General features: G+C 62.6%; 19 protein-coding genes. 18 read left to right on the forward strand and 1 reads right to left on the reverse strand.

The features are described 5' to 3' along the window. Nucleotides 1-203 precede the first annotated feature (203 nt). The 10 genes from LPA36_RS13515 to LPA36_RS13560 all read left to right on the forward strand — a co-directional run bounded on the left by LPA36_RS13515 (nt 204) and on the right by LPA36_RS13560 (nt 9,407). Nucleotides 204-1,079, forward strand: coding sequence for a ferritin-like domain-containing protein (locus LPA36_RS13515; RefSeq protein ID WP_228877223.1), 876 nt, complete (start codon nt 204-206; stop codon nt 1,077-1,079). A 277-nt stretch (nt 1,080-1,356) separates the two neighbouring features. After that, the gene (locus LPA36_RS13520) at nt 1,357-2,241 is read left to right on the forward strand and encodes an alpha/beta fold hydrolase (protein ID WP_228877224.1); all 885 of its coding nucleotides are present in this window, start codon (nt 1,357-1,359) and stop codon (nt 2,239-2,241) included. A gap of 90 nt (nt 2,242-2,331) precedes the next feature. Next, nucleotides 2,332-3,162: a 3',5'-nucleoside bisphosphate phosphatase gene (locus LPA36_RS13525; protein WP_228877227.1), complete on the forward strand. Its 831-nt coding sequence runs from the start codon at nt 2,332-2,334 to the stop codon at nt 3,160-3,162. Nucleotides 3,163-3,243: 81 nt separating this feature from the next. Beyond that, nucleotides 3,244-3,879, forward strand: a complete 636-nt coding sequence (locus LPA36_RS13530) for an L-threonylcarbamoyladenylate synthase (protein WP_090530408.1) — start codon at nt 3,244-3,246, stop codon at nt 3,877-3,879. A gap of 53 nt (nt 3,880-3,932) precedes the next feature. After that, a complete protein-coding gene (locus tag LPA36_RS13535) occupies nt 3,933-4,595 on the forward strand; it encodes a site-2 protease family protein (RefSeq protein ID WP_228877229.1) in 663 nt (220 codons plus the stop codon). 7 nt (nt 4,596-4,602) lie between these two features. After that, nucleotides 4,603-5,805, forward strand: coding sequence for a tryptophan--tRNA ligase (locus LPA36_RS13540; RefSeq protein ID WP_228877230.1), 1,203 nt, complete (start codon nt 4,603-4,605; stop codon nt 5,803-5,805). Nucleotides 5,806-5,826: 21 nt separating this feature from the next. Then, nucleotides 5,827-6,438 (forward strand): class I SAM-dependent methyltransferase, encoded by a 612-nt coding sequence (locus LPA36_RS13545; RefSeq protein ID WP_228877232.1) that lies wholly within the window; start codon nt 5,827-5,829, stop codon nt 6,436-6,438. A 42-nt stretch (nt 6,439-6,480) separates the two neighbouring features. Beyond that, nucleotides 6,481-7,386, forward strand: a complete 906-nt coding sequence (dapA, locus tag LPA36_RS13550; protein ID WP_228877235.1) for a 4-hydroxy-tetrahydrodipicolinate synthase — start codon at nt 6,481-6,483, stop codon at nt 7,384-7,386. Nucleotides 7,387-7,486: 100 nt separating this feature from the next. Continuing rightward, nucleotides 7,487-8,626, forward strand: a complete 1,140-nt coding sequence (gene bamC / locus LPA36_RS13555) for an outer membrane protein assembly factor BamC (RefSeq protein ID WP_228877236.1) — start codon at nt 7,487-7,489, stop codon at nt 8,624-8,626. 7 nt (nt 8,627-8,633) lie between these two features. Further along, nucleotides 8,634-9,407 (forward strand): MBL fold metallo-hydrolase, encoded by a 774-nt coding sequence (locus tag LPA36_RS13560; RefSeq protein ID WP_228877239.1) that lies wholly within the window; start codon nt 8,634-8,636, stop codon nt 9,405-9,407. Nucleotides 9,408-9,588: 181 nt separating this feature from the next. Here the strand turns inward: LPA36_RS13560 and LPA36_RS13565 are convergent, their stop codons facing one another. Then, nucleotides 9,589-10,284, reverse strand: coding sequence for a Bax inhibitor-1/YccA family protein (locus LPA36_RS13565; protein ID WP_228877241.1), 696 nt, complete (start codon nt 10,282-10,284; stop codon nt 9,589-9,591). A 265-nt stretch (nt 10,285-10,549) separates the two neighbouring features. On the opposite strand from LPA36_RS13565, the gene ndk reads away from it, so the two are divergent. The 8 genes from ndk to der all read left to right on the forward strand — a co-directional run bounded on the left by ndk (nt 10,550) and on the right by der (nt 20,033). Next, entirely contained in the window at nt 10,550-10,975 is a 426-nt protein-coding gene (ndk, locus tag LPA36_RS13570; protein WP_228877242.1) for a nucleoside-diphosphate kinase, read from the forward strand. Nucleotides 10,976-11,095: 120 nt separating this feature from the next. After that, a complete protein-coding gene (gene rlmN, locus LPA36_RS13575; RefSeq protein ID WP_228877244.1) occupies nt 11,096-12,247 on the forward strand; it encodes a 23S rRNA (adenine(2503)-C(2))-methyltransferase RlmN in 1,152 nt (383 codons plus the stop codon). Between the two features lie 184 nt (nt 12,248-12,431). Next, nucleotides 12,432-13,538, forward strand: a complete 1,107-nt coding sequence (locus tag LPA36_RS13580) for a helix-turn-helix domain-containing protein (RefSeq protein WP_228877245.1) — start codon at nt 12,432-12,434, stop codon at nt 13,536-13,538. Nucleotides 13,539-13,621: 83 nt separating this feature from the next. Then, entirely contained in the window at nt 13,622-14,938 is a 1,317-nt protein-coding gene (gene ispG / locus LPA36_RS13585) for a flavodoxin-dependent (E)-4-hydroxy-3-methylbut-2-enyl-diphosphate synthase (RefSeq protein WP_228877246.1), read from the forward strand. A 33-nt stretch (nt 14,939-14,971) separates the two neighbouring features. Continuing rightward, on the forward strand, nt 14,972-16,321 hold the full coding sequence (gene hisS / locus LPA36_RS13590; RefSeq protein ID WP_228877247.1) for a histidine--tRNA ligase: 1,350 nt from the start codon (nt 14,972-14,974) through the stop codon (nt 16,319-16,321). 72 nt (nt 16,322-16,393) lie between these two features. Continuing rightward, entirely contained in the window at nt 16,394-17,023 is a 630-nt protein-coding gene (locus LPA36_RS13595) for a YfgM family protein (RefSeq protein ID WP_228877248.1), read from the forward strand. A 62-nt stretch (nt 17,024-17,085) separates the two neighbouring features. Continuing rightward, complete coding sequence (gene bamB, locus LPA36_RS13600; RefSeq protein ID WP_228877250.1) at nt 17,086-18,231, forward strand: outer membrane protein assembly factor BamB; 1,146 nt, start codon at nt 17,086-17,088, stop codon at nt 18,229-18,231. A 464-nt stretch (nt 18,232-18,695) separates the two neighbouring features. Then, a complete protein-coding gene (der, locus tag LPA36_RS13605; RefSeq protein ID WP_228877251.1) occupies nt 18,696-20,033 on the forward strand; it encodes a ribosome biogenesis GTPase Der in 1,338 nt (445 codons plus the stop codon). Nucleotides 20,034-20,126: the final 93 nt, after the last annotated feature.

Here is a 20,126-nt window from a genome sequence, read left to right on the forward strand (position 1 = left end):
CTCTGCGTCGGGCGTCGCGCCCGGATATCGAGTGCGACGGCAGCGCGGCGGGCGCGCTTCATGGTCGAATCGGCTATTGTAAACGGTTGCGCACTACGCGCGCCTCGCCGCATCCTGTTTCCGTCAGATGAATCGCCTGCGTCGGAGTCGCTCGCGCCGTCGTGCGGGTCATGTGTTTTTTCGCGTTTTATCTTGCGTTGCCCATGAATCGAGCTGTTTCTTCCACATCCCCGGCCCTATCGTTGTCGCTCGACGGCTGCATGCGCAGCGAGGCACTCGCCGTCCTGCGTGAGCGCGATCCGGTCACGAAAGCCGCGGCGACGCGGGATCTTTTCGCGCGCGCAGGCGAAGGCCTTGTCAAGTGCGAGCCCGGGCGGTCGTTAGACGAGCCGGCCGGCCTGCCCGGCCGTCCGGAGCGGCCCGAACTGGTAGACCCGCGTGGGCTGGGACGGCGCAGCATGCAGTCGCCGCAAGGGCGCGCTGTATTACTGCACGCGCTCGCGCATATCGAGTTCAACGCGATCAATCTGGCGCTCGATGCGGTCTGGCGCTTTGCCGGGATGCCGTCTGCGTTTTATCTCGACTGGTTGAAAGTAGCCTCGGAAGAAGCGCACCATTTCTCGCTGCTGACCGCGCGACTGGCGGACTTTGGCCATGCCTACGGCGATTTTCCCGCGCACGACGGCCTGTGGGACATGTGCGAACGAACCCGCGGCGATGTCCTCGCCCGCATGGCGCTGGTGCCGCGCACGCTCGAGGCGCGCGGGCTGGACGCGTCGCCGCCGATTCGCGCGCGTCTGCAGCAGGCGGGCGACCATGAATCGGCGGCCATTCTCGACGTAATCCTGCGCGACGAAATTGGCCACGTGCTGATTGGCAACCACTGGTTCCGATACTTGTGCGATCAGGCGGTGCTTGATCCGCACGAAACCTACGCCCGTCTTGCTGCGCAATATCACGCGCCCCGCTTGCGCGGCCCGTTCAACTTCGAAGCGAGGCGCGATGCCGGTTTCGATGAGGCTGAGCTTGCGGCGCTGGCGGGACTGGAAGCAGGGCAGGCCGCTCCTGCCGATGAATAGCCGGACGGGAAAACTCGCGTCTGCGCGGTGCCGAATCGACCGTATCGATTCTGATGACACGGATTGCAGCCGGGCGTGCGAAGGCGGCCTTGTAGTGCATATGACTACACGGTCAGTGCTCGAATATATCTGCGTGTGAAAATGAAGAGAGTCATTCCGACCTGCCGACGCGATCGTCAGCGCCGACATTTGCGGTCGCGCTGATGCACCGCGCGGCCGCCGCATCCGCCCACTATCTCGTTATAATCGAACGATCATTCGTTTTTGGAAATCGTCCATGAATACCTCCCGGTCGGAATTCGTCCCGGTGCGCGGCGTGCGCCTCCACGTGCGGCGTTGGGGCAACCCGGATGCGCCTGCGCTTTTCATGCTGCATGGCTGGATGGACGTTGCGGCGTCGTTCCAGTTCGTCGTCGACGCGCTGGGCGGCGAATGGCAGGTGATTGCACCCGACGCGCGCGGCTTCGGCCTGTCGGACTGGCCAGTGGCCGCGCACGGCGGCGGAAACTACTGGTTTCAGGAGTACGTGTCGGACCTCGACGCACTGCTGGACCATTACGCCCCGATCGGCGAGGTCAACCTGGTTGGGCACAGCATGGGCGCGAACGTCGTCTGCCTGTATGCCGGCGCCCGGCCGGAGCGCGTGCGCCGCGTGGTGGACCTCGAGGGTTTCGGCCTCGCGGCGGCGCGCCCGGAGCAATGGCCGCGCCGCCTGAAATCGTGGCTCGATGAACTGAAAGAGCCGCCGACGCTGAAAAGCTACGCCTCGCTTGACGAAGTCGCTGCGCGCCTGATCCGCACGAACGCGCGACTTGAACCCCAACGGGCGAGTTTTCTCGCGCGGCATTGGTCGAAACAGGGCGAGGACGGCCGTTTCACGCTGCTCGCCGACCCGGCGCACAAGATGCGCGGCCCGCTGCAGTATCGCCTCGATGAAGTGATGGCCGTCTGGCGCAACGTGCGGGCGAAGGTGCTGCACGTCGAAGCGGCGGGCTCGCCGACGCTGGCGGCCATTGCCGGCGAAACGCCGCTAGACGTGTTCAAGTCGCGTTTCCAGGCGTTCCCCGACTGGCGCGAGAAGATCATCGACGATGCCGGCCACATGATCCATCACGACCAGCCGGAGCAGGTCGCCGCTCTGATTGAGGGATTTTGCGCATAAATTTTTGCGCATAATGTCGTCCGCCGGAGGATTGGTGCGACGAACTACTGCATTGCAGTAAAATGGTTGCTGAATCTTTACAAGGCAACGATGAACGCCGATCTGCACTGCCATTCCACGGTTTCCGACGGCCAGTTTGCGCCGGCCGAGGTCGCGCGCCGCGCGCACGCGGGCGGTGTGACGCTATGGGCGCTCACCGACCACGACGAGGTGGGCGGGCAGGCGGAAGCGCGCGCGGCGGCCACGGCGCTGGGCATGCGTTACCTGAGCGGCGTCGAGATATCGGTCACATGGGCGTCGCGCACCGTCCATATCGTCGGACTGAATGTCGATCCGGACAACCGGACGCTCGTCGAAGGCCTTGCGCGCACGCGCAACGGCCGCGCGGCGCGCGCCGAAGCCATCGGTGAACAGCTCGCCACGCTGGGCATCCCTGATGCCTACGCGGGCGCGCTTCGCTATGTATCGAATCCCGACATGATCTCGCGCACCCATTTCGCGCGATACATGGTGGAAAGCGGCTACGCCGAATCCACACAGGACGTATTCACGCGCTATCTGGGCGACGGCAAGCCGGGTTACGTGTCACATCGCTGGTCGAAACTGTCCGACGCCGTGCAGTGGATCAAGACTGCCGGCGGCGAGGCAGTGGTCGCCCATCCGGGGCGGTACGCGTACACCCCGGTCGAATTCGACGCGTTTTTCGGCGAGTTCATCGATCTTGGCGGCAAGGCGATTGAAGTCGTCACCGGCAGTCACACGCCGGATCAATATCGCGAATACGCTGATGTGGCGCGCCGTTTCGGTTTCGAAGCATCACGCGGTTCGGATTTTCACGCGGCCGGGGAAGGCCGCGTCGATCTCGGCAGTCTGCCGCCGCTTCCTTCCGATCTCACGCCCGTCTGGGAACGCTGGCTGTGACGCCCTGTTGTGGCGTCGCGCGGTGCGCGCAGGCCGTCGCGGGCTAAAAAGCGCGACTTCCAGTCCTCCTGATCAATCACCATGTCTCAATTCTTTCGGCTTCATCCCGATAATCCGCAACTGCGTCTCGTGAAGCAGGCCGTGCAGATCATCAACGACGGCGGCGTCGTTGCGCTGCCGACCGATTCGAGCTACGCACTCGCGTGCCGTCTTGACGACAAGGATGCCGTCGAGCGTATCCGTCGCATTCGCGGTCTGGATGAGAAGCAGTTGCTGTCGCTGCTGGTGCGCGACCTGTCGGAGCTCGCCAACTTCGCGATGGTGGATAACCGGCAATACCGTCTGATCAAGTCGGTGACGCCGGGCCCGTATGTTTTCGTGCTGCAGGCGACAAAGGAAGTGCCGCGCCGCCTGTCGCATCCGTCGCGCAAGACGATCGGGCTGCGTGTGCCCGATCACGCGATCACGCTGGCGATTCTCGAAGAACTCGGTCAGCCGCTCCTCGGTTCGACGCTGATCATGCCGGGCGAAACAGAGCCGCTAAACGATCCCGAGGAAATCCGCGCGCGCCTCGAAAAGCAGATCGATCTTGTGATCGACGGCGGCGCCTGTGCGTGCGAACCGTCGACGGTGATCGACCTCACCGGCGCTGAACCCGTACTCGTCCGTCCAGGTCGCGGCAGCCTTCAGCCGTTCGGCCTGGAACAGCCCGCCTGACCGGTAGCGAAAGCCACCGGTCGCGGCTCTCCGCATTGATACAATAGCGAGTTATGGATTCTTCCCTGATACAGACCATTGTCGTGTACGCGTTGCCGGTGATTTTCGCCATCACGCTGCACGAGGCCGCGCATGGCTACGTTGCGCGCCTGCTCGGTGACAATACGGCGTACGTGCTTGGGCGCGTTTCCTTCAATCCGATGCGCCACATCGATCCGCTCGGCACCATCGCGATTCCGCTATTGCTATATTTCGCGACGAGCGGTGCGTTCATGTTCGGCTACGCGAAGCCTGTGCCGGTGGCGTTCGGCAATCTGCGCAATCCGCGCTGGGGCAGCCTGTGGGTCGCGCTTGCGGGTCCGATGTGCAACTTCGTGCAGGCGCTCGTGTGGGGCGTGATCGGCGTTGGGCTTGCCGCCATGAATGTCGAAGAACCGTTTTTTACGCGCATGGCGGGCGCGGGCGTCGGCATCAATCTCGTGCTCGGCGTGCTGAACCTGTTTCCGCTGCCGCCGCTCGATGGCGGTCGCGTCCTGACCGCGCTGCTGCCGCCGCGTCAGTCGATTGCGCTCTCGCGTATCGAGCCGTATGGTTTTTTTATTGTGATGGCACTCGTGATGACGGGTACCCTGACGAAATTCTGGCTGCGACCGCTCGTCAATCTTGGTTACGACGCTGTGACGGCTATCCTGACTCCACTCGTTTCGCTTCTTTAAAATAATCATGTTCCCAGACCGTATCTTCTCCGGCATGCGGCCCACCGGGTCGCTGCACCTTGGCCACTATCACGGCGTGCTGAAAAACTGGGTGCGGCTGCAGTCCGAATACCCGTGCTTCTTTTGCGTCGTCGACTGGCACGCGCTCACGACGCACTACGAAACGCCCGAGGTCATCGAAAAGAATGTCTGGGAAGTGCTGATCGACTGGCTCGCGTCAGGCATCGATCCGGCGCAGGCCACGCTGTTCATCCAGAGCAAGGTGCCCGAGCACGCCGAACTCGCGCTGTTGCTCGGCATGAGCACGCCGCTTGGCTGGCTCGAACGCGTGCCGACCTACAAGGAACAGATGGAGAAGCTGAAGGACAAGGATCTGTCCACATACGGCTTCCTCGGCTATCCGGTCCTGATGGCGGCCGACATCCTGCTGTATCGCGGCTCGCTCGTGCCGGTCGGCGAAGATCAGGTGCCGCATGTCGAAATGACGCGCGAAATCGCGCGCCGCTTCAACTACCTCTATGGTCGCGAACCGGGCTTCGAAGAGAAGGCCAGCGAAGCCGCGAAGAAACTCGGCGGCAAGCGCGCAAAGCTGTATCACGAACTGCGCGTCGCGTACCAGCAGGAAGGCGATGACGAAGCGCTCGAACAGGCGCGGGCGATGTTGCAGGAATCGCAGAGCCTGTCGATGAACGATCGCGAGCGTCTGTTCGGTTACCTCGAGGGTTCGCGCAAGATCATCCTGGTCGAGCCGCAGGCCATGCTGACCGAAGCGTCGCGCATGCCGGGTCTCGATGGACAGAAGATGTCGAAGTCGTACGGGAATACGATCGGCTTGCGTGAAGACGCCGAGACGATCACGAAGAAAGTCCGCACGATGCCGACCGACCCGGCCCGCGTGCGTCGCACCGATCCGGGCGATCCGGACAAGTGCCCGGTATGGCAACTGCATCAGGTCTACACCGACGAAACGACGCACGAATGGGTGCAAAAGGGCTGTCGCTCGGCGGGCATCGGCTGTCTCGAATGCAAGCAGCCGGTGATCGAAGGCATCCTGCGCGAACAGCAGCCGATGCTCGAGCGCGCGCAGAAGTACATGGACGATCCGTCGCTGCTGCGCGCCATCGTCGCGGATGGCTGTGACAAGGCGCGTCGTTTCGCGACCGAGACCATGCGCGATGTGCGCGAGGCGATGGGTCTGTCGTACAACTGATAGTCGATAGTGATAGTGCATATGGGTGATCACGGTTCCCCGGCGCCTTCACAGCACGCGATGCTGTCTGAACCGTCGCGCTGGGTGCGTCGCTGGACGCATCTCGTGACGCCCGGCGGTGCGGTGCTTGACGTCGCGTCCGGCGCCGGGCGGCACGCGCGCTGGTTTGCCGCGCAGGGTCATCCGGTCACCGCACTCGACCGCGACACGGACGCGCTCGCGATGTTGCAGGGCGTGCCGCAGGTCAGCACGCTCGCGGCCGACATCGAAGATGGGCCGTGGCCACTTCCGGCCGGATCGACGTTCGCGGCGGTTGTCGTCACAAACTATCTGCATCGGCCGCTTTTTCCCCGGCTTCTGGATGCGCTCGCGCCGTCCGGGGTGCTGATTTACGAGACGTTCGCGCAGGGCAATGAGACGGTCGGCAAGCCTTCGCGGCCGGCGTTTCTGCTTGCGCCGGGCGAGTTGCTCGATGCTGTTCGCGGCCGTCTGCGAGTCGTCGCGTATCAGGATGGTTTTCTCGCGCAGCCGCGTCCGGCTTACGTCCAGCGGATCTGCGCGATTCTGGAGGCGGATCGGTCCGTCGACGGGGGAGAGGCTTCACCCCCGCCGCGTTACGATCTGGCTGGCTAATCCGCTACAATCGCGGTTTACTGATCTAATTCATGGCGTTTCATGACTAACGGCAATCAAGACGGCATTCAGATTCGCGGTAGCATTCCCGCAATCATCACCCCGATGCTCGAGGACGGCAGCCTCGATCTGCCCGCGTTTCGCAAACTGATCGACTGGCATATCGATGAGGGCACGAACGGCCTCGTCGTCGTCGGTACGAGCGGCGAGTCGGCCACGCTGTCGGTCGAAGAGCACGTGCTGATGGTCAAGACCGCGGTCGAGCACGTCGCCGGACGCATTCCCGTGATTGCGGGCTCGGGCGGCAATTCGACCACCGAAGCGATCGAGCTGACCGAGCAGGCGAAGAAGGTCGGCGCGGATGCCACGCTGCAGGTCGTGCCGTATTACAACAAGCCTACGCAGGAAGGGATCTACCGCCACTTCTCGAAGATCGCGGAAACCGTCGATTTGCCGGTGATCCTCTACAACGTGCCGGGTCGCACGGTGGCGGACATGTCGAACGAGACGATCCTGCGTCTCGCTGAAGTGCCGGGCATCGTGGGTGTGAAGGAAGCGACTGGCAACATCGATCGCGCGGCGCACCTGATCAAGGCAGCGCCGGCGCATTTCGGCATTTACAGCGGCGACGATCCGACCGCGATTGCATTGATGCTGCTCGGCGGCCACGGCAATATTTCGGTGACGGCCAACGTCGCGCCGCGTCTGATGGCTGAACTCTGCCGCGCCGCGCTCGCCGCCGACGCGAAAACCGCGCGTGAAATCCATCTGAAACTGCTTTCGCTGCACAAGAACCTCTTCATCGAATCGAACCCGATTCCGGCGAAGTGGGCCTTGCAGCAACTCGGCCGCGTTCAGGGCGGCATCCGTCTGCCGCTGACGCCGCTCGACGCGCGCTACCACGATGTCGTGCGTGCCGCGCTGCGCGAGTCAGGTCTCTTGGGCTGAAATCCGTCCAGCGTCACCGGCCATTCCATTAACCGACGTCAAATCGCCCACGTTCCCGGCACTGAACCAGGCAACGCGTTCCAGCATCACGAAGGACTTCATGAAACGTTCTGCACTTTCCCTCCACGCAACCCGCATGGCGGCGCTGGCGCTTGCCCTCGGTACGCTCGCCGGCTGCGACACGCTGAACGACTGGTTTTCGTCCGACAAGGTGAACTACAAGGTCGCAGGCAGCGCGCCGCCGCTCGCCGTACCGAGCGACCTGTCGACCGCTCAGGTCGACCAGCGCTACGTAGCGCCACCGGTCGACGCCGCGCTGGGTGGTGCGCCGACGCGCGCTGTGACGTCGGCGGGCAACCGGACGGAAGGGGTGCCGAACGCGCAGGATCCGCTCGGCATGCACATCGAGCGTGACGGCGATCGCCGCTGGCTCGTGGTCGACGGCCGCTCGCCCGACCAGCTCTGGCCGCAACTGCAGGAGTTCTGGCAGGAGAACGGCTTCTCGTTGACAACTGACGCGCCCGCCACCGGTATCATGTCGACCGACTGGGCCGAAAACCGCGCGAACATTCCGGACGACTGGTTCCGCCGCACGATCGGCAAGGTTGTCGATTTCGCGTATTCGTCGGGCACGCGTGACCGTTTCCGCACGCTGGTTTCACGCGGCGGCGCCGACACGACGGACATCTCGATCACGCACAGCCAGATGGAAGAAATGCTGACGGGTCAGGACAAGACGTCGTCGCGCTGGGAGGAGCGTCCGCGCAACCCGGCGCTCGAGGCGCTGTTCCTCGCGAAGCTGATGGAGAAGTTCGGGCTGACCGATGCACAGGCGAAGCAGCTGCTGACGGACGCGCGTCCGTCGACGGCGCCGGTGAAGGTCGAGACGGCTGCGGGCGGCGCGACGCTTGACCTGCCGGAATCGTTCGACCGCGCGTGGCTACGCGTGGGTCTCGCACTCGACCGCACGAATTTCACCGTCGACAATCGTGACCGCGAGAAGGGCATTTACTACGTCCGTTACGCTGACTCGATGCAGGAACTGAAGAAGGAAGGATTCTTCGGCAAGCTGTTCTATAGCGGCACCAGCACGAAGAAGCCGGGTCAGGAATTCCTCGTGAACGTGCGCTCGAAGGGTGAAGCGTTGACGCAGGTTGCGGTGCTCGATGCGAACGGCCAGGTGGATACGTCGTCGGACGCGCAGCGCATTGTGTCGCTGCTGCATGCACAGCTGAACTAGGCGAACCGTGAGGTTCGCCAGCCTGGGAAGCGGCAGCGACGGCAACGCGCTGCTCGTCGAAGCCCAATGCGGAACGACGACCACGCGTGTCCTGCTCGACTGCGGTTTTTCGGCGAAGGAAGTCGAACGGCGCCTCGCACGCCTCGGCTTCGGCATCGACAGTCTCGATGCGATCCTGATCACACACGAACACGGCGATCACATCGGCAGCGCGCTGACGCTGGCCCGCAAGGGATCGATTCCGCTGTACATGAGTTGGGGCACGGCCCGCGCGGTTGGCGCCGATGAAGCTGACGTCGACCTTTACGTGCTGTGGGGTGACGAAGCCGTCGCAATCGGCGATCTCAGTGCATTGCCGTATACGGTGCCCCACGACGCGCGTGAACCGCTGCAGTTCGTTTTCTCCGATGGCGCGAGCCGGCTCGGCGTATTGACCGATGTCGGTACTTCGACGCCACACATTAGCGCCGTGCTGAGTGGCTGCGATGCGCTTGTGCTGGAGTGCAATCACGACGCGCAGATGCTGGCGACGAGCCGCTATCCGCAGTCGCTGAAAGCGCGCATCGGGGGCAATCATGGGCATCTCAACAATGATGCCGCAGCCGAAATCCTCGCTTCCCTCGACCGGACGAAATTGCGTCACCTCGTCGCTGCACATCTGAGTCAGCAGAACAATTCGCCGGAGCTGGCCCGGGCCGCGATGGCGGCGGTGCTCGGCGCGGCCACAACGGACGTGATCATTGCTTCGCAGGATGACGGGTTCGACTGGCTGAGTCTTTGAGCTTTGTGCGGGGTGCCGCGGTCGGTGAACAGGGCACGCAGAAACAAAAACGCCCATGACGGATGTCATGGGCGTTTTTTTATCGGGCGCCCAGCGCTACGTCATTGTTCCAGCCCGATCTGATTGCAGCGGACGGAAGGTGGAGTCAATCCGCCGCAGACGGCCGCGCGTCCAGGCGTGCTTAATTCCGGTTGCCGCCGAAAATGCCAAGCAGCGCGAGCAGGTTGGTGAACACGTTATAGAGGTCCAGATAGATCGCGAGCGTGGCCGAGATGTAGTTCGTCTCGCCGCCGTTCACGACGCGCTGAACGTCAAACAACATGTAAGCCGAGAAAATCACGATCGCGAGCACGGAGACTGTGAGCATCAGCGCAGGCAGTTGCAGAAACATGTTTGCAACCATCGCGAGCAGCAGCACGATCACGCCGACAAAAAGCCACTTGCCGAGACCCGAAAAGTCGCGCTTGCTGACCGTTGCGACCGTCGCCATCGCGGCGAAGATCACACCGGTGCCACCAAACGCCAGCATGATCAGCGACGGACCGTTCGAGAACCCGAGGATGAAGCTCAGGAGCCGCGACAGCATCAGGCCCATGAAGAACGTGAAGCCAAGCAGCACGAAGACGCCGGCGCTGCTGTTCTTGGTCTTTTCGATCGCGAACATGAAGCCGAACGCAATGGCGAAGAACGCCAGCAGGCTCATGGCCGGGCTGGTGGCGGCAAACAGCGTAAAACCGGTCGCAACACCCACCCACGCGCCGAGGACTGTCGGAATCATCGACAGCGCGAGCAGCCAGTAGGTGTTCCTGAGTACGCGGTTGCGGGTTTCGACCGTGCTGATCGTACCGGTGCGGCCGAAATTGTAGGGCGAATTCATGGTTTCTCCTTGCGTCAGACGCAGTGTTGCGCAGTGGTTGTACAGCCCGGCTGGCCGTGATGCCGCCCGCCGCTGGTCCGTACAACCCCAAGATTACCCCGAGACCGGCAAGTTTCAATACCTGGCCGGACGGCGGATGGTGGGATGCCGGACACTTTGTTAGAGTCTTACAGTGCTGTAAGGGTTCAATCGCAATCATACAACGGAACATGCTACAATAGCGGATTCATTTGAATCTGTAACCTCTTAATTTTCTGGAGTTTTTATGGCGCTCGAACGCACCCTGTCGATTATCAAGCCGGACGCAGTGGCAAAGAACGTGATCGGTCAGATCTACAGCCGTTTCGAAAACGCTGGCCTCAAGATCATCGCTTCGCGCATGGTTCACCTGTCGCGCGCTGACGCTGAGAAGTTCTACGCTGTGCACGCTGCACGTCCGTTCTTCAAGGACCTCGTCGACTTCATGATCTCGGGTCCGGTGGTCGTGCAGGTTCTGGAAGGCGAAAACGCCATCCTGAAGCATCGTGACCTGATGGGCGCGACGGACCCGAAGAAGGCCGAAAAGGGCACAATTCGCGCTGATTTCGCGGACAGCATCGACGCGAACGCAGTCCACGGTTCGGACGCAGCCGAAACGGCCGCCGTCGAAATCGCATTCTTCTTCCCGGCAGTCAACGTTTACTCGCGTTAATCCGGGTAAGCGGCTGTCCAGGCAGTAAGGTAGAAGCAGCAGGAACGGGCGCGAACGGTACAGGCGTTCATGTGGCTTGTTGCATGAACGCAGGTTCGCACTGATATGGCAGGATTCGATATGGCGAGTAGTTCAACCGTCAACCTTCTCGATCTCGACGCACAGGGGCTCGTTGCATATTGCGACAGCCTCGGCGAAAAGCCGTTTCGCGCCAAGCAGTTGCAGCGCTGGATTCACCAGTACAACGCTGCAGACTTCGATGGCATGACCGATCTCGCAAAATCCCTCCGCGAAAAGCTGAAGGGGCGTGCAGAGATTTCGATGCCTGACATTGCAAGCGATCATATTTCCACCGACGGCACACGCAAGTGGCTGATCGACGTCGGCAACGGCAACGCGGTTGAAACAGTCTACATTCCCGAAGAAACGCGCGGCACGCTTTGCGTGTCGTCGCAGGCGGGGTGCGCGGTCAACTGCCGTTTCTGTTCCACCGGCAAACAGGGTTTCTCCCGCAATCTCACCACCGGCGAAATCATTGGCCAGTTGCGCATGGCCGAATTTGCGCTGCGCGCGTCGCGCGGTCCGGCCGGCGGGCGTGCGGTGGGCGGCGAAGGCAAGGGCGAGCGCGTCGTCACGAACGTCGTGATGATGGGGATGGGTGAGCCGTTGCTCAATTACGATGCCGTCGTGCCGGCCATGCGTCTGATGCTCGACGACAACGCGTATGGCCTGTCGCGTCGCCGTGTCACGCTGTCGACGTCGGGCGTTGTGCCGATGATGGACCGCCTGGGTGCGGATCTGCCTGTGGCGCTCGCGGTCTCGCTGCATGCGCCGAATGACGCATTGCGCGACGAGCTGGTGCCACTGAACAAGAAGTATCCGTTGCGTGAGTTGATAGCAGCCTGTCAGCGGTACCTGAAGGTTGCTCCGCGAGATTTCATTACATTTGAATATTGCATGCTCGACGGTGTGAACGACACCGAAAAGCATGCACGGGAACTGCTGGCCATCACGCGGGACGTGCCATGCAAGTTCAATCTGATTCCGTTCAATCCGTTTCCGGAGTCGGGGCTTCTGCGTTCGAAGCAGGACCAGATCAAACGGTTTGCGCAGGTGCTGATGGACGCAGGTGTCGTCACGACAGTGCGCAAGACTCGCGGCGACGATATCGATGCTGCCTGCGGTCAGCTGGCAGGTGCGGTCAAGGATCGCACCCGTCTTGCTGAACGCACCGGGAAGGCGGCGAAAATCATCGAGGTTCGCGCGATTTGAGTGTGGCGGAGTCCTCACGACTCCGGGACGTCGGGCGAACTGAAAAGAAAGTTTGCAAAATCGATCGGAAGCGGCGCAGAACGCCGCACATTTTGTTATAAACGGTCTGCGAATCCGAACTGATGCCTGAAAGGCAGGGACGGATCGTAAGAGTGAAAAAAGAATCGACGCGAAAGGATTTGGGATGAGTGAGCCGCAGCACCCGCAGCCGCACGAAACTGAGATGAACGCAAGCCGTTCAGCACCGGCCGCAGCACCGGCGGTGGCGCAGCCCGCGCTGGAATCACTTGCGGCAGTCGGGGCGCGACTGACCCAGCTACGGGAATCGAAGGGCTGGTCGGTCGAGGACGTGTCCTCGCGCCTCAAAGTGTCGCCGGCGAAGCTGCGCGCGCTCGAGAGCGGCGACGTCAGCCAGCTGCCGGACACGACATTCGCGCTTGGCGTTGTGCGCAGCTACGCGAAAATGCTCGGCACCGACCCTGCACCGTTCAGTCAGGCGTTGCGTCGCGTGAGGGGTGTGCCGGAACCGGATCTGTCAATGCCTGCTTCGTCGGGCCGCGATTTGCCGCGAGGCCGCGTATCGCTTTCACTTGGCAACAGCGCGCCGAAATCGCGCTCGTGGCTGTGGGGCGTGGCCGCGGTGATCGTCGGGGTCATTGCGCTCGCGATGTGGCACACGAATGGCGGTGACTCGTCGGCGTGGCTTGCACGGCTGAAAGCCGGCGCGAACAGCGCAACGGGTAGTGCGACTGGCGCATCGGGCGCGGTCGCGCAGGATCAGGCCGCTGCTTCGGCAACGGTCGCAGGGGAGGAGGCGGCATCCGCACCCGACGCACAGGCAGCAGCCGACGGGAGCGCATCCCAGGCGACGCCGATGCCGGCACCGCTCGCGACAACTGCCGCGCCGGCGTCTTCGGGCGTTTCGGCTTCGGCTTCGGCTTCGGCGCCGGCGTTAGCCCAGGCGGCGAAGCCGGCTGTCGCTGCGCCGGCAGCAAGCGCGCCGCAGCAGGCGTCCGCGGCGGAAGTGGCCGAGACGGCCGAAGGCCAGGCGACGGTCGGTATCAAGGTGACACAGGACAGCTGGTTCAGCGTGCGGCAGAAGGACGGCAAGGAAGTATTCTCCGGCCTCGTTCACGCGGGCGAATCGAAGGAGATTGCCGGCGAGGCGCCGTTCAAGGTTACGGTCGGCAACAAGGCAGGGCTTGATTCGATTTCGCTCGATGGCCTCGCGGTCGATTCGAGCAAGTACGAGTCATCCAAAGGGAACGTGGCGCGCTTCGCGTTGCCTTGAAACACGGTACGCGTCGCGGCAGGTTCGCCGCGGCGCTTTTTCAATTCTGGCGGCGCGTTTTGCGCGTGACGCCTGTGGTGTAAATGGGTCTTTCGATGCACTCCGAAGCTCAATCCCCTTCCAGCAGCAAGATTGTTTCAACCGATCCGGTGTTTGGCGGTCATGCGCCGCGCCGCTCGTCGCATGCTGTTGACGTGCGCTGGGGCGGCCAGATCGTCACGATCGGCGGCGACGCGCCGGTGCGCGTGCAGTCGATGACCAATACCGATACCGCGGACGCGATCGGCACGGCCATCCAGATCAAGGAACTTGCTCAGGCGGGTTCCGAGCTCGTGCGTATCACGGTGAACACGCCGGAAGCGGCCGCAGCCGTGCCGGCAGTGCGTGAGCAACTCGACCGGATGGGCGTGACGGTTCCGCTCGTTGGCGATTTCCACTACAACGGCCATCTGTTGTTGCGCGACTATCCGGCCTGCGCCGAATCGCTGTCGAAGTACCGGATCAATCCGGGCAACGTGGGCCACGGCGCGAAGCGCGACACGCAGTTCGCGCAGATGATCGAAGCCGCGATCCAGTACGACAAGCCGGTGCGTATCGGCGTCAACTGGGGCAGTCTCGACCAGGATCTGCTCGCGAAGATGATGGACGAGAACGCGGCGCGTTCCACGCCGTGGGAAGCGCAAAGCGTCATGTACGAAGCGCTGATCCAGTCTGCGATTGGGTCGGCGGAGCGTGCGGTCGAACTCGGCCTCGCCCGCAACAAGATCATTCTGTCGTGCAAGGTCAGCGGCGTGCAGGATCTGATCGCCGTGTATCGCGAGCTCGCACGCCGTTGCGAATTCGCGCTGCACCTCGGTCTGACGGAAGCCGGCATGGGTTCGAAGGGCATCGTCGCTTCGACGGCCGCATTGTCGGTGCTGCTGCAGCAGGGCATCGGCGACACGATCCGCATTTCGCTGACGCCGGAGCCGGGCGGATCACGTACGGGCGAAGTCATCGTCGGCCAGGAAATCCTGCAGACGATGGGCCTGCGCTCGTTCACGCCGATGGTGATCGCGTGTCCGGGCTGCGGTCGAACCACCAGCACACTGTTTCAGGAACTCGCATCGCAGATCCAGACGTATTTGCGCACGCAGATGCCGGTCTGGCGCGATACGTATCCTGGCGTCGAGAAGATGCACGTGGCCGTGATGGGCTGCATCGTGAACGGGCCGGGAGAATCGAAGCAGGCGAACATCGGTATCAGCCTGCCGGGTTCGGGCGAGAACCCCGCGGCACCGGTGTTCATCGACGGTGAAAAGGTCAAGACGCTGCGCGGCGAGCGTATCGCGGAAGAATTCCAGCAAATCGTGAGCGACTACGTCGAGCGCACTTACGGCCGTGCCGAAGTCGCCAACTGATTCGCTCAACCAGGATCGTCAGATAGAACACAGATGACTGAACAGAAGAAGAAGCTCGAGAAACTGTCCGGCGTGAAGGGCATGAATGACATCCTTCCGCAGGATGCCGGGCTGTGGGAATTTTTTGAATCGACCGTGAAGTCGATGCTGCGTTCGTATGGATACCAGAATATCCGCACGCCGATCATCGAGCACACGCAGCTGTTCACGCGCGGTATCGGCGAAGTCACCGACATCGTCGAAAAAGAGATGTACAGCTTCACCGACGCGTTGAACGGCGAGAATCTGACGATGCGTCCGGAAAATACGGCTGCGGTCGTGCGGGCGTCGATCGAGCACAACATGTTGTACGACGGTCCAAAGCGCCTGTGGTACATCGGGCCGATGTTCCGTCACGAGCGTCCGCAGCGCGGGCGTTATCGCCAGTTCCATCAGGTCGGCGTGGAGGCACTGGGTTTCGCGGGTCCGGATACAGACGCGGAAATCATCATGATGTGCCAGCGTCTCTGGGACGATCTCGGACTGATGGGCATCAAGCTCGAAATCAACTCGCTGGGTCTCGCTGAAGAACGGGCCGCGCACCGCGTCGAACTCATCGCGTACCTCGAAAAGCACATGGACGTGCTCGACGAAGACGCGAAGCGTCGTCTCTACACGAACCCGCTGCGCGTGCTCGATACGAAGAACCCCGCATTGCAGGAAGTCGCGCAGAACGCACCGAAGCTGATCGATTTTCTCGGCGAGGAATCCCTCGCGCATTTCGAAGGGCTGCAACGCATCCTGAAAGCGAACAACATTCCGTTCAGGATCAATCCGCGTCTGGTGCGTGGTCTCGATTACTACAACCTGACAGTGTTCGAATGGGTGACCGACAAGCTCGGCGCACAGGGCACCGTGGCGGCCGGCGGTCGTTACGATCCGCTGATCGAACAGCTGGGCGGCAAGCCGACGGCTGCGTGCGGCTGGGCGATGGGCATCGAGCGCATTCTCGAACTGCTGAAGGAAGAGAAGCTCGTACCTGAAGACGAAGGCTGCGATGTGTACCTCGTGCATCAGGGCGACGCGGCGCGCGAGCAGGCGTTCATCATCGGCGAGCGGCTGCGCGATACGGGCCTCGACGTAATCCTGCATTGCAGCCCGGATGGCCAGTCGGCCAGCTTCAAGTCGCAGATGAAACGTGCCGATGCAAGTGGCGCGGCGTTCGCGGTGATCCTTGGTGAAGACGAGATCGCGAACGGTACAGTCGGCGTGAAACCGTTGCGCAATGCTGGCGCAGAAGGCGTAAAAAGCGAACAGCGGAACGTGCCGGCTGAAGACTTGACCGAATTTCTAATCAATGCGATGGTTGCATCCGCCGATGAAGGCGACGACGGCGACGACTGATCGCGCGGTGCGCCGAACGCGGCGTGAAGTACGACAAAGACAAGGTATCAAGGAAGAAGGAATCGCCTCGCGATGAGTTACCACGACGAACAAGAATCGATTGAAAGCGTAAAGGCATGGTGGTCGCAGTGGGGTAATGCAACCACGTGGATCGTGCTGGCAGTGCTCGTCGCCGCAGCCGGCTGGAACGGCTGGAATTTCTGGCAACGTCGTCAGGCGGCGGAGGCGGCCGTGCTGTACGACCAGGTCCAGCAGTCGTTCGCCTCGGGCGACAAGGCGAAGATCACCCGAGTCACGGCGGACATGGAAGACAAGTTCAGCGGCACCGCGTATGCGCAGATGACCGCGCTCGGTGCAGCGAAAGCGCTCTACACCGCCGGCGACGAGCCGGCAGCGAAGGCGCAGTTGCAGTGGGCCGTTGACCACGCGAAGGACGACGAGTTCAGGCAGATCGCGAAATTGCGTCTCGCTTCGCTGCTGCTCGACGAGAAGGCCTATGATGCAGGGCTCGCATTGCTGGCCGAACCGCAGTCCGACGCATTCAAGGGCGTCGTGGCGGACGGTCGCGGCGATCTGCTCGCAGCCCAGGGCAAGCGCGACGATGCACGCGCAGCCTACAAGCTCGCGCTCGACACGCTGTCGAAGAACGACACGTCGACGCGTCAGTTGATCCAGTTCAAGCTGGATGCGCTCGGCGGCTGACCGGCGCGTCGCGTGATCAACGGTTCCATTTGATAAATTCTCAATTAATGCTTCGTCCACCGATGAATCTGCTGAAACGTTACGCTGTGCCCGTTGCCTGTGCGATGACCGTCCTTACGCTGGCGGCTTGCTCATCCACGAAAGACGAGCGCCGCGTGCCGACGCCGCTCACCGAGTTCAAGCCCGTGCTCGACGTGCAGCAGACGTGGAAGTCGAGCGTCGGCAAGGCGGGCCGCTATCTGTTCTCGCCGGTCGCCGTCGGCGATGCGGTGTATGCAGCGGGCGCGAACGGTTCGGTCGCAAAGATCGACGCGCAAACCGGCAAGGACATCTGGCGGACGAAGGTTGACGACGATCTCTCCGCAGGCGTCGGCAGCGACGGCAATCTGACGGCAGTCGGCGCGCTGAAGGGCGGCGTCTTCGTGCTCGGCCCGGACGGCAAGCTGCTGTGGAAGGGCACGGCACCCGGCGAAATCATCTCGCCGCCGCTGGTCGGCAACGGCCTCGTGGTCGTTCGCACGGTGGACGGCCAGATCACGGCTTTCAATGCGCAGACGGGCGAGCAGAAATGGAATTACCGCAACCGCGCGGTGCCGCTCAACCTGCGTGTCTCGTCGGGTATGACATTCGCGGGCGATCAGGCCGTGCTGGCCGGTTTCCCGGGCGGCGCGTTCGCCGCAATCAACCTGCAGACGGGCGACGCGTTCTGGCAGACGCCGGTGTCCTATCCAAAGGGCGTGACGGAAGTCGAGCGTATCAACGACGTGACCGGTGCTCCGGCGCTTCTTGGCGCGCAAACCTGTGCCGTGACGTTCCAGGGGCAGATTGGCTGTTTTGACGCGAATTCGGGCCGCGCCGTGTGGGAGCACAAATTCTCGAGCACGAGCGGCCTCGCGGAAGATGAAGCCGTCGTCGTCGCAGGTGACGACTGGGCGGTCATGCAGGCGTTCGACTCCGCGACCGGCCGTCCGCTGTGGACCAACGACAAGCTGAAGAGCCGGGACGTCGGCGTGCCGTTCCTGCTGGGTCACGCAGCCGTGGTGGGCGATTTCGAGGGCTACGTTCATTTCCTGTCGCGCGACGACGGTTCGTTCGTTGCCCGCATGAAGACCGATGGCAGCGCAATTACTGCCGCTCCGGTCCTCGCGGGCGACACACTCGTCGTGCAGACGCACGACGGCGACCTGTACGGTTTCCGTCCGCGCTGATCGCACGCACGCAGCTTCGTTCGATCTGATCGACGCGCTGGCCGGCTTTGCCGGCCGCACGTATTTCTGGCGTAGCATCCATTACGCTGCGCCCGTGTTGGGAATGGAGATACAGGCTGCCGGCCCGGCTGGTCCGGCGGTCCAGTAAAAAGTAGTACCTGGGCGGCGCGGTGGGTGCGCGCCTGTCGCGAAATGCGACGTCCGGTTCAAGCGCCGTCCGCAACGCAGGATCTGCAGACGCTTAAGGCCTCGCGCATGCCGCATGCAGTTCCTGCGCGCATCGTATGAAGGTCGCGCCAGCCAGCCAGTTCCTCGTCGGCCGGGAGATGCATCGATGGTTCGCATCCCGGGTGTGACCGATTTCGTGATAATTTTTGTCAAACGCAGCCAACAGGCAGTCATGCGGCGTCGCCGTACGGCCCGTCGAGTCTCTCGACCTTGCGTTTCACTGTGAACAACATCTGATGAAACCCGTTATTGCCCTCGTCGGGCGCCCCAATGTGGGGAAATCCACGCTGTTCAACCGTCTCACGCGTTCGCGTGATGCGCTCGTCGCCGATCTGCCGGGGCTGACGCGTGACCGTCACTACGGCGAAGGGCGAACGGGCGAGCGGCCGTATCTGGTCGTCGACACGGGCGGTTTCGAGCCGGTCGCGAAGGACGGCATCCTGCACGAAATGGCGCGCCAGACGCGCCAGGCGGTGGAGGAGTCGGACGTCGTCGTGTTTATCGTCGACGGCCGCAATGGCCTCGCGCCGCAGGACAAGTCGATCGCCGACTACCTGCGCAAGACTGGCCGGCCGATTTTCCTCGTCGTGAACAAGGCCGAGGGCATGAAGTACAGCGCGGTAGCCGCTGACTTCTACGAACTTGGCCTCGGCGACCCGCGCGCGATTTCCGCGGCGCACGGCGACGGCGTGACGGAAATGATCAACGAGGCGCTCGGCGTCGCGTACGCGGGTCATCCGGAGGAGGAAGACGAAGACAAGGACGCGCGCGGCATCAAGATCGCGATCGTCGGGCGCCCGAACGTCGGCAAGTCGACGCTGATCAATACGCTCGTCGGCGAAGATCGCGTGATCGCATTCGACATGCCCGGCACGACGCGCGATTCGATCTACGTCGACTTCGAGCGTCAGGGCAAGAATTACACGCTGATTGATACGGCCGGCTTGCGGCGCCGCGGCAAGGTGTTCGAGGCAATCGAGAAATTCTCGGTGGTGAAGACGCTGCAGTCGATCTCGGATGCGAACGTCGTGATCCTGCTGCTCGACGCGCGCCAGGATATTTCGGAGCAGGACGCGCACATCGCCGGCTTCGTCGTCGAGCAGGGACGTGCGCTCGTGGTCGGCGTGAACAAATGGGACGGTCTCGATTCGCACGTGCGCGAGCGCACGAAAGCGGATCTGGAGCGCAAGCTAAAATTTCTCGACTTCGCCAAGTTTCACTTCATTTCGGCGGCGGAGAAAACGGGTATCGGCCAGCTGATGCGATCAGTCGATGACGCCTACGCCGCCGCCATGGCGAAGCTGCCGACGCCGAAGCTGACCCGCGCGCTGATCGACGCGGTCGAGTTCCAGCAGCCCCGACGTCGTGGACCGGTGCGTCCGAAGTTGCGCTACGCGCACCAGGGTGGACAGAACCCGCCGATCATCGTGATTCACGGCAACGCACTCGACGCAATTACTGAAACGTATAAGCGCTACCTCGAAAACCGCTTCCGGGAAACTTTCGCGCTGACCGGGACTCCATTGCGCATAGAGTTCCGTTCGTCGACGAACCCTTACGCGGATAAAGGCTGAAACCCCGAAACCCGCGTGTGTGCTGGGTTTGGCCGGATGGCCAGGCGGCTCGCGCACAAACAAAAATCGGCTATAGTGTAGCGGTTGACGGCG

Source organism: Paraburkholderia saeva (assembly GCF_907164555.1).
In the GTDB taxonomy this organism is placed as follows: domain Bacteria; phylum Pseudomonadota; class Gammaproteobacteria; order Burkholderiales; family Burkholderiaceae; genus Paraburkholderia; species Paraburkholderia saeva.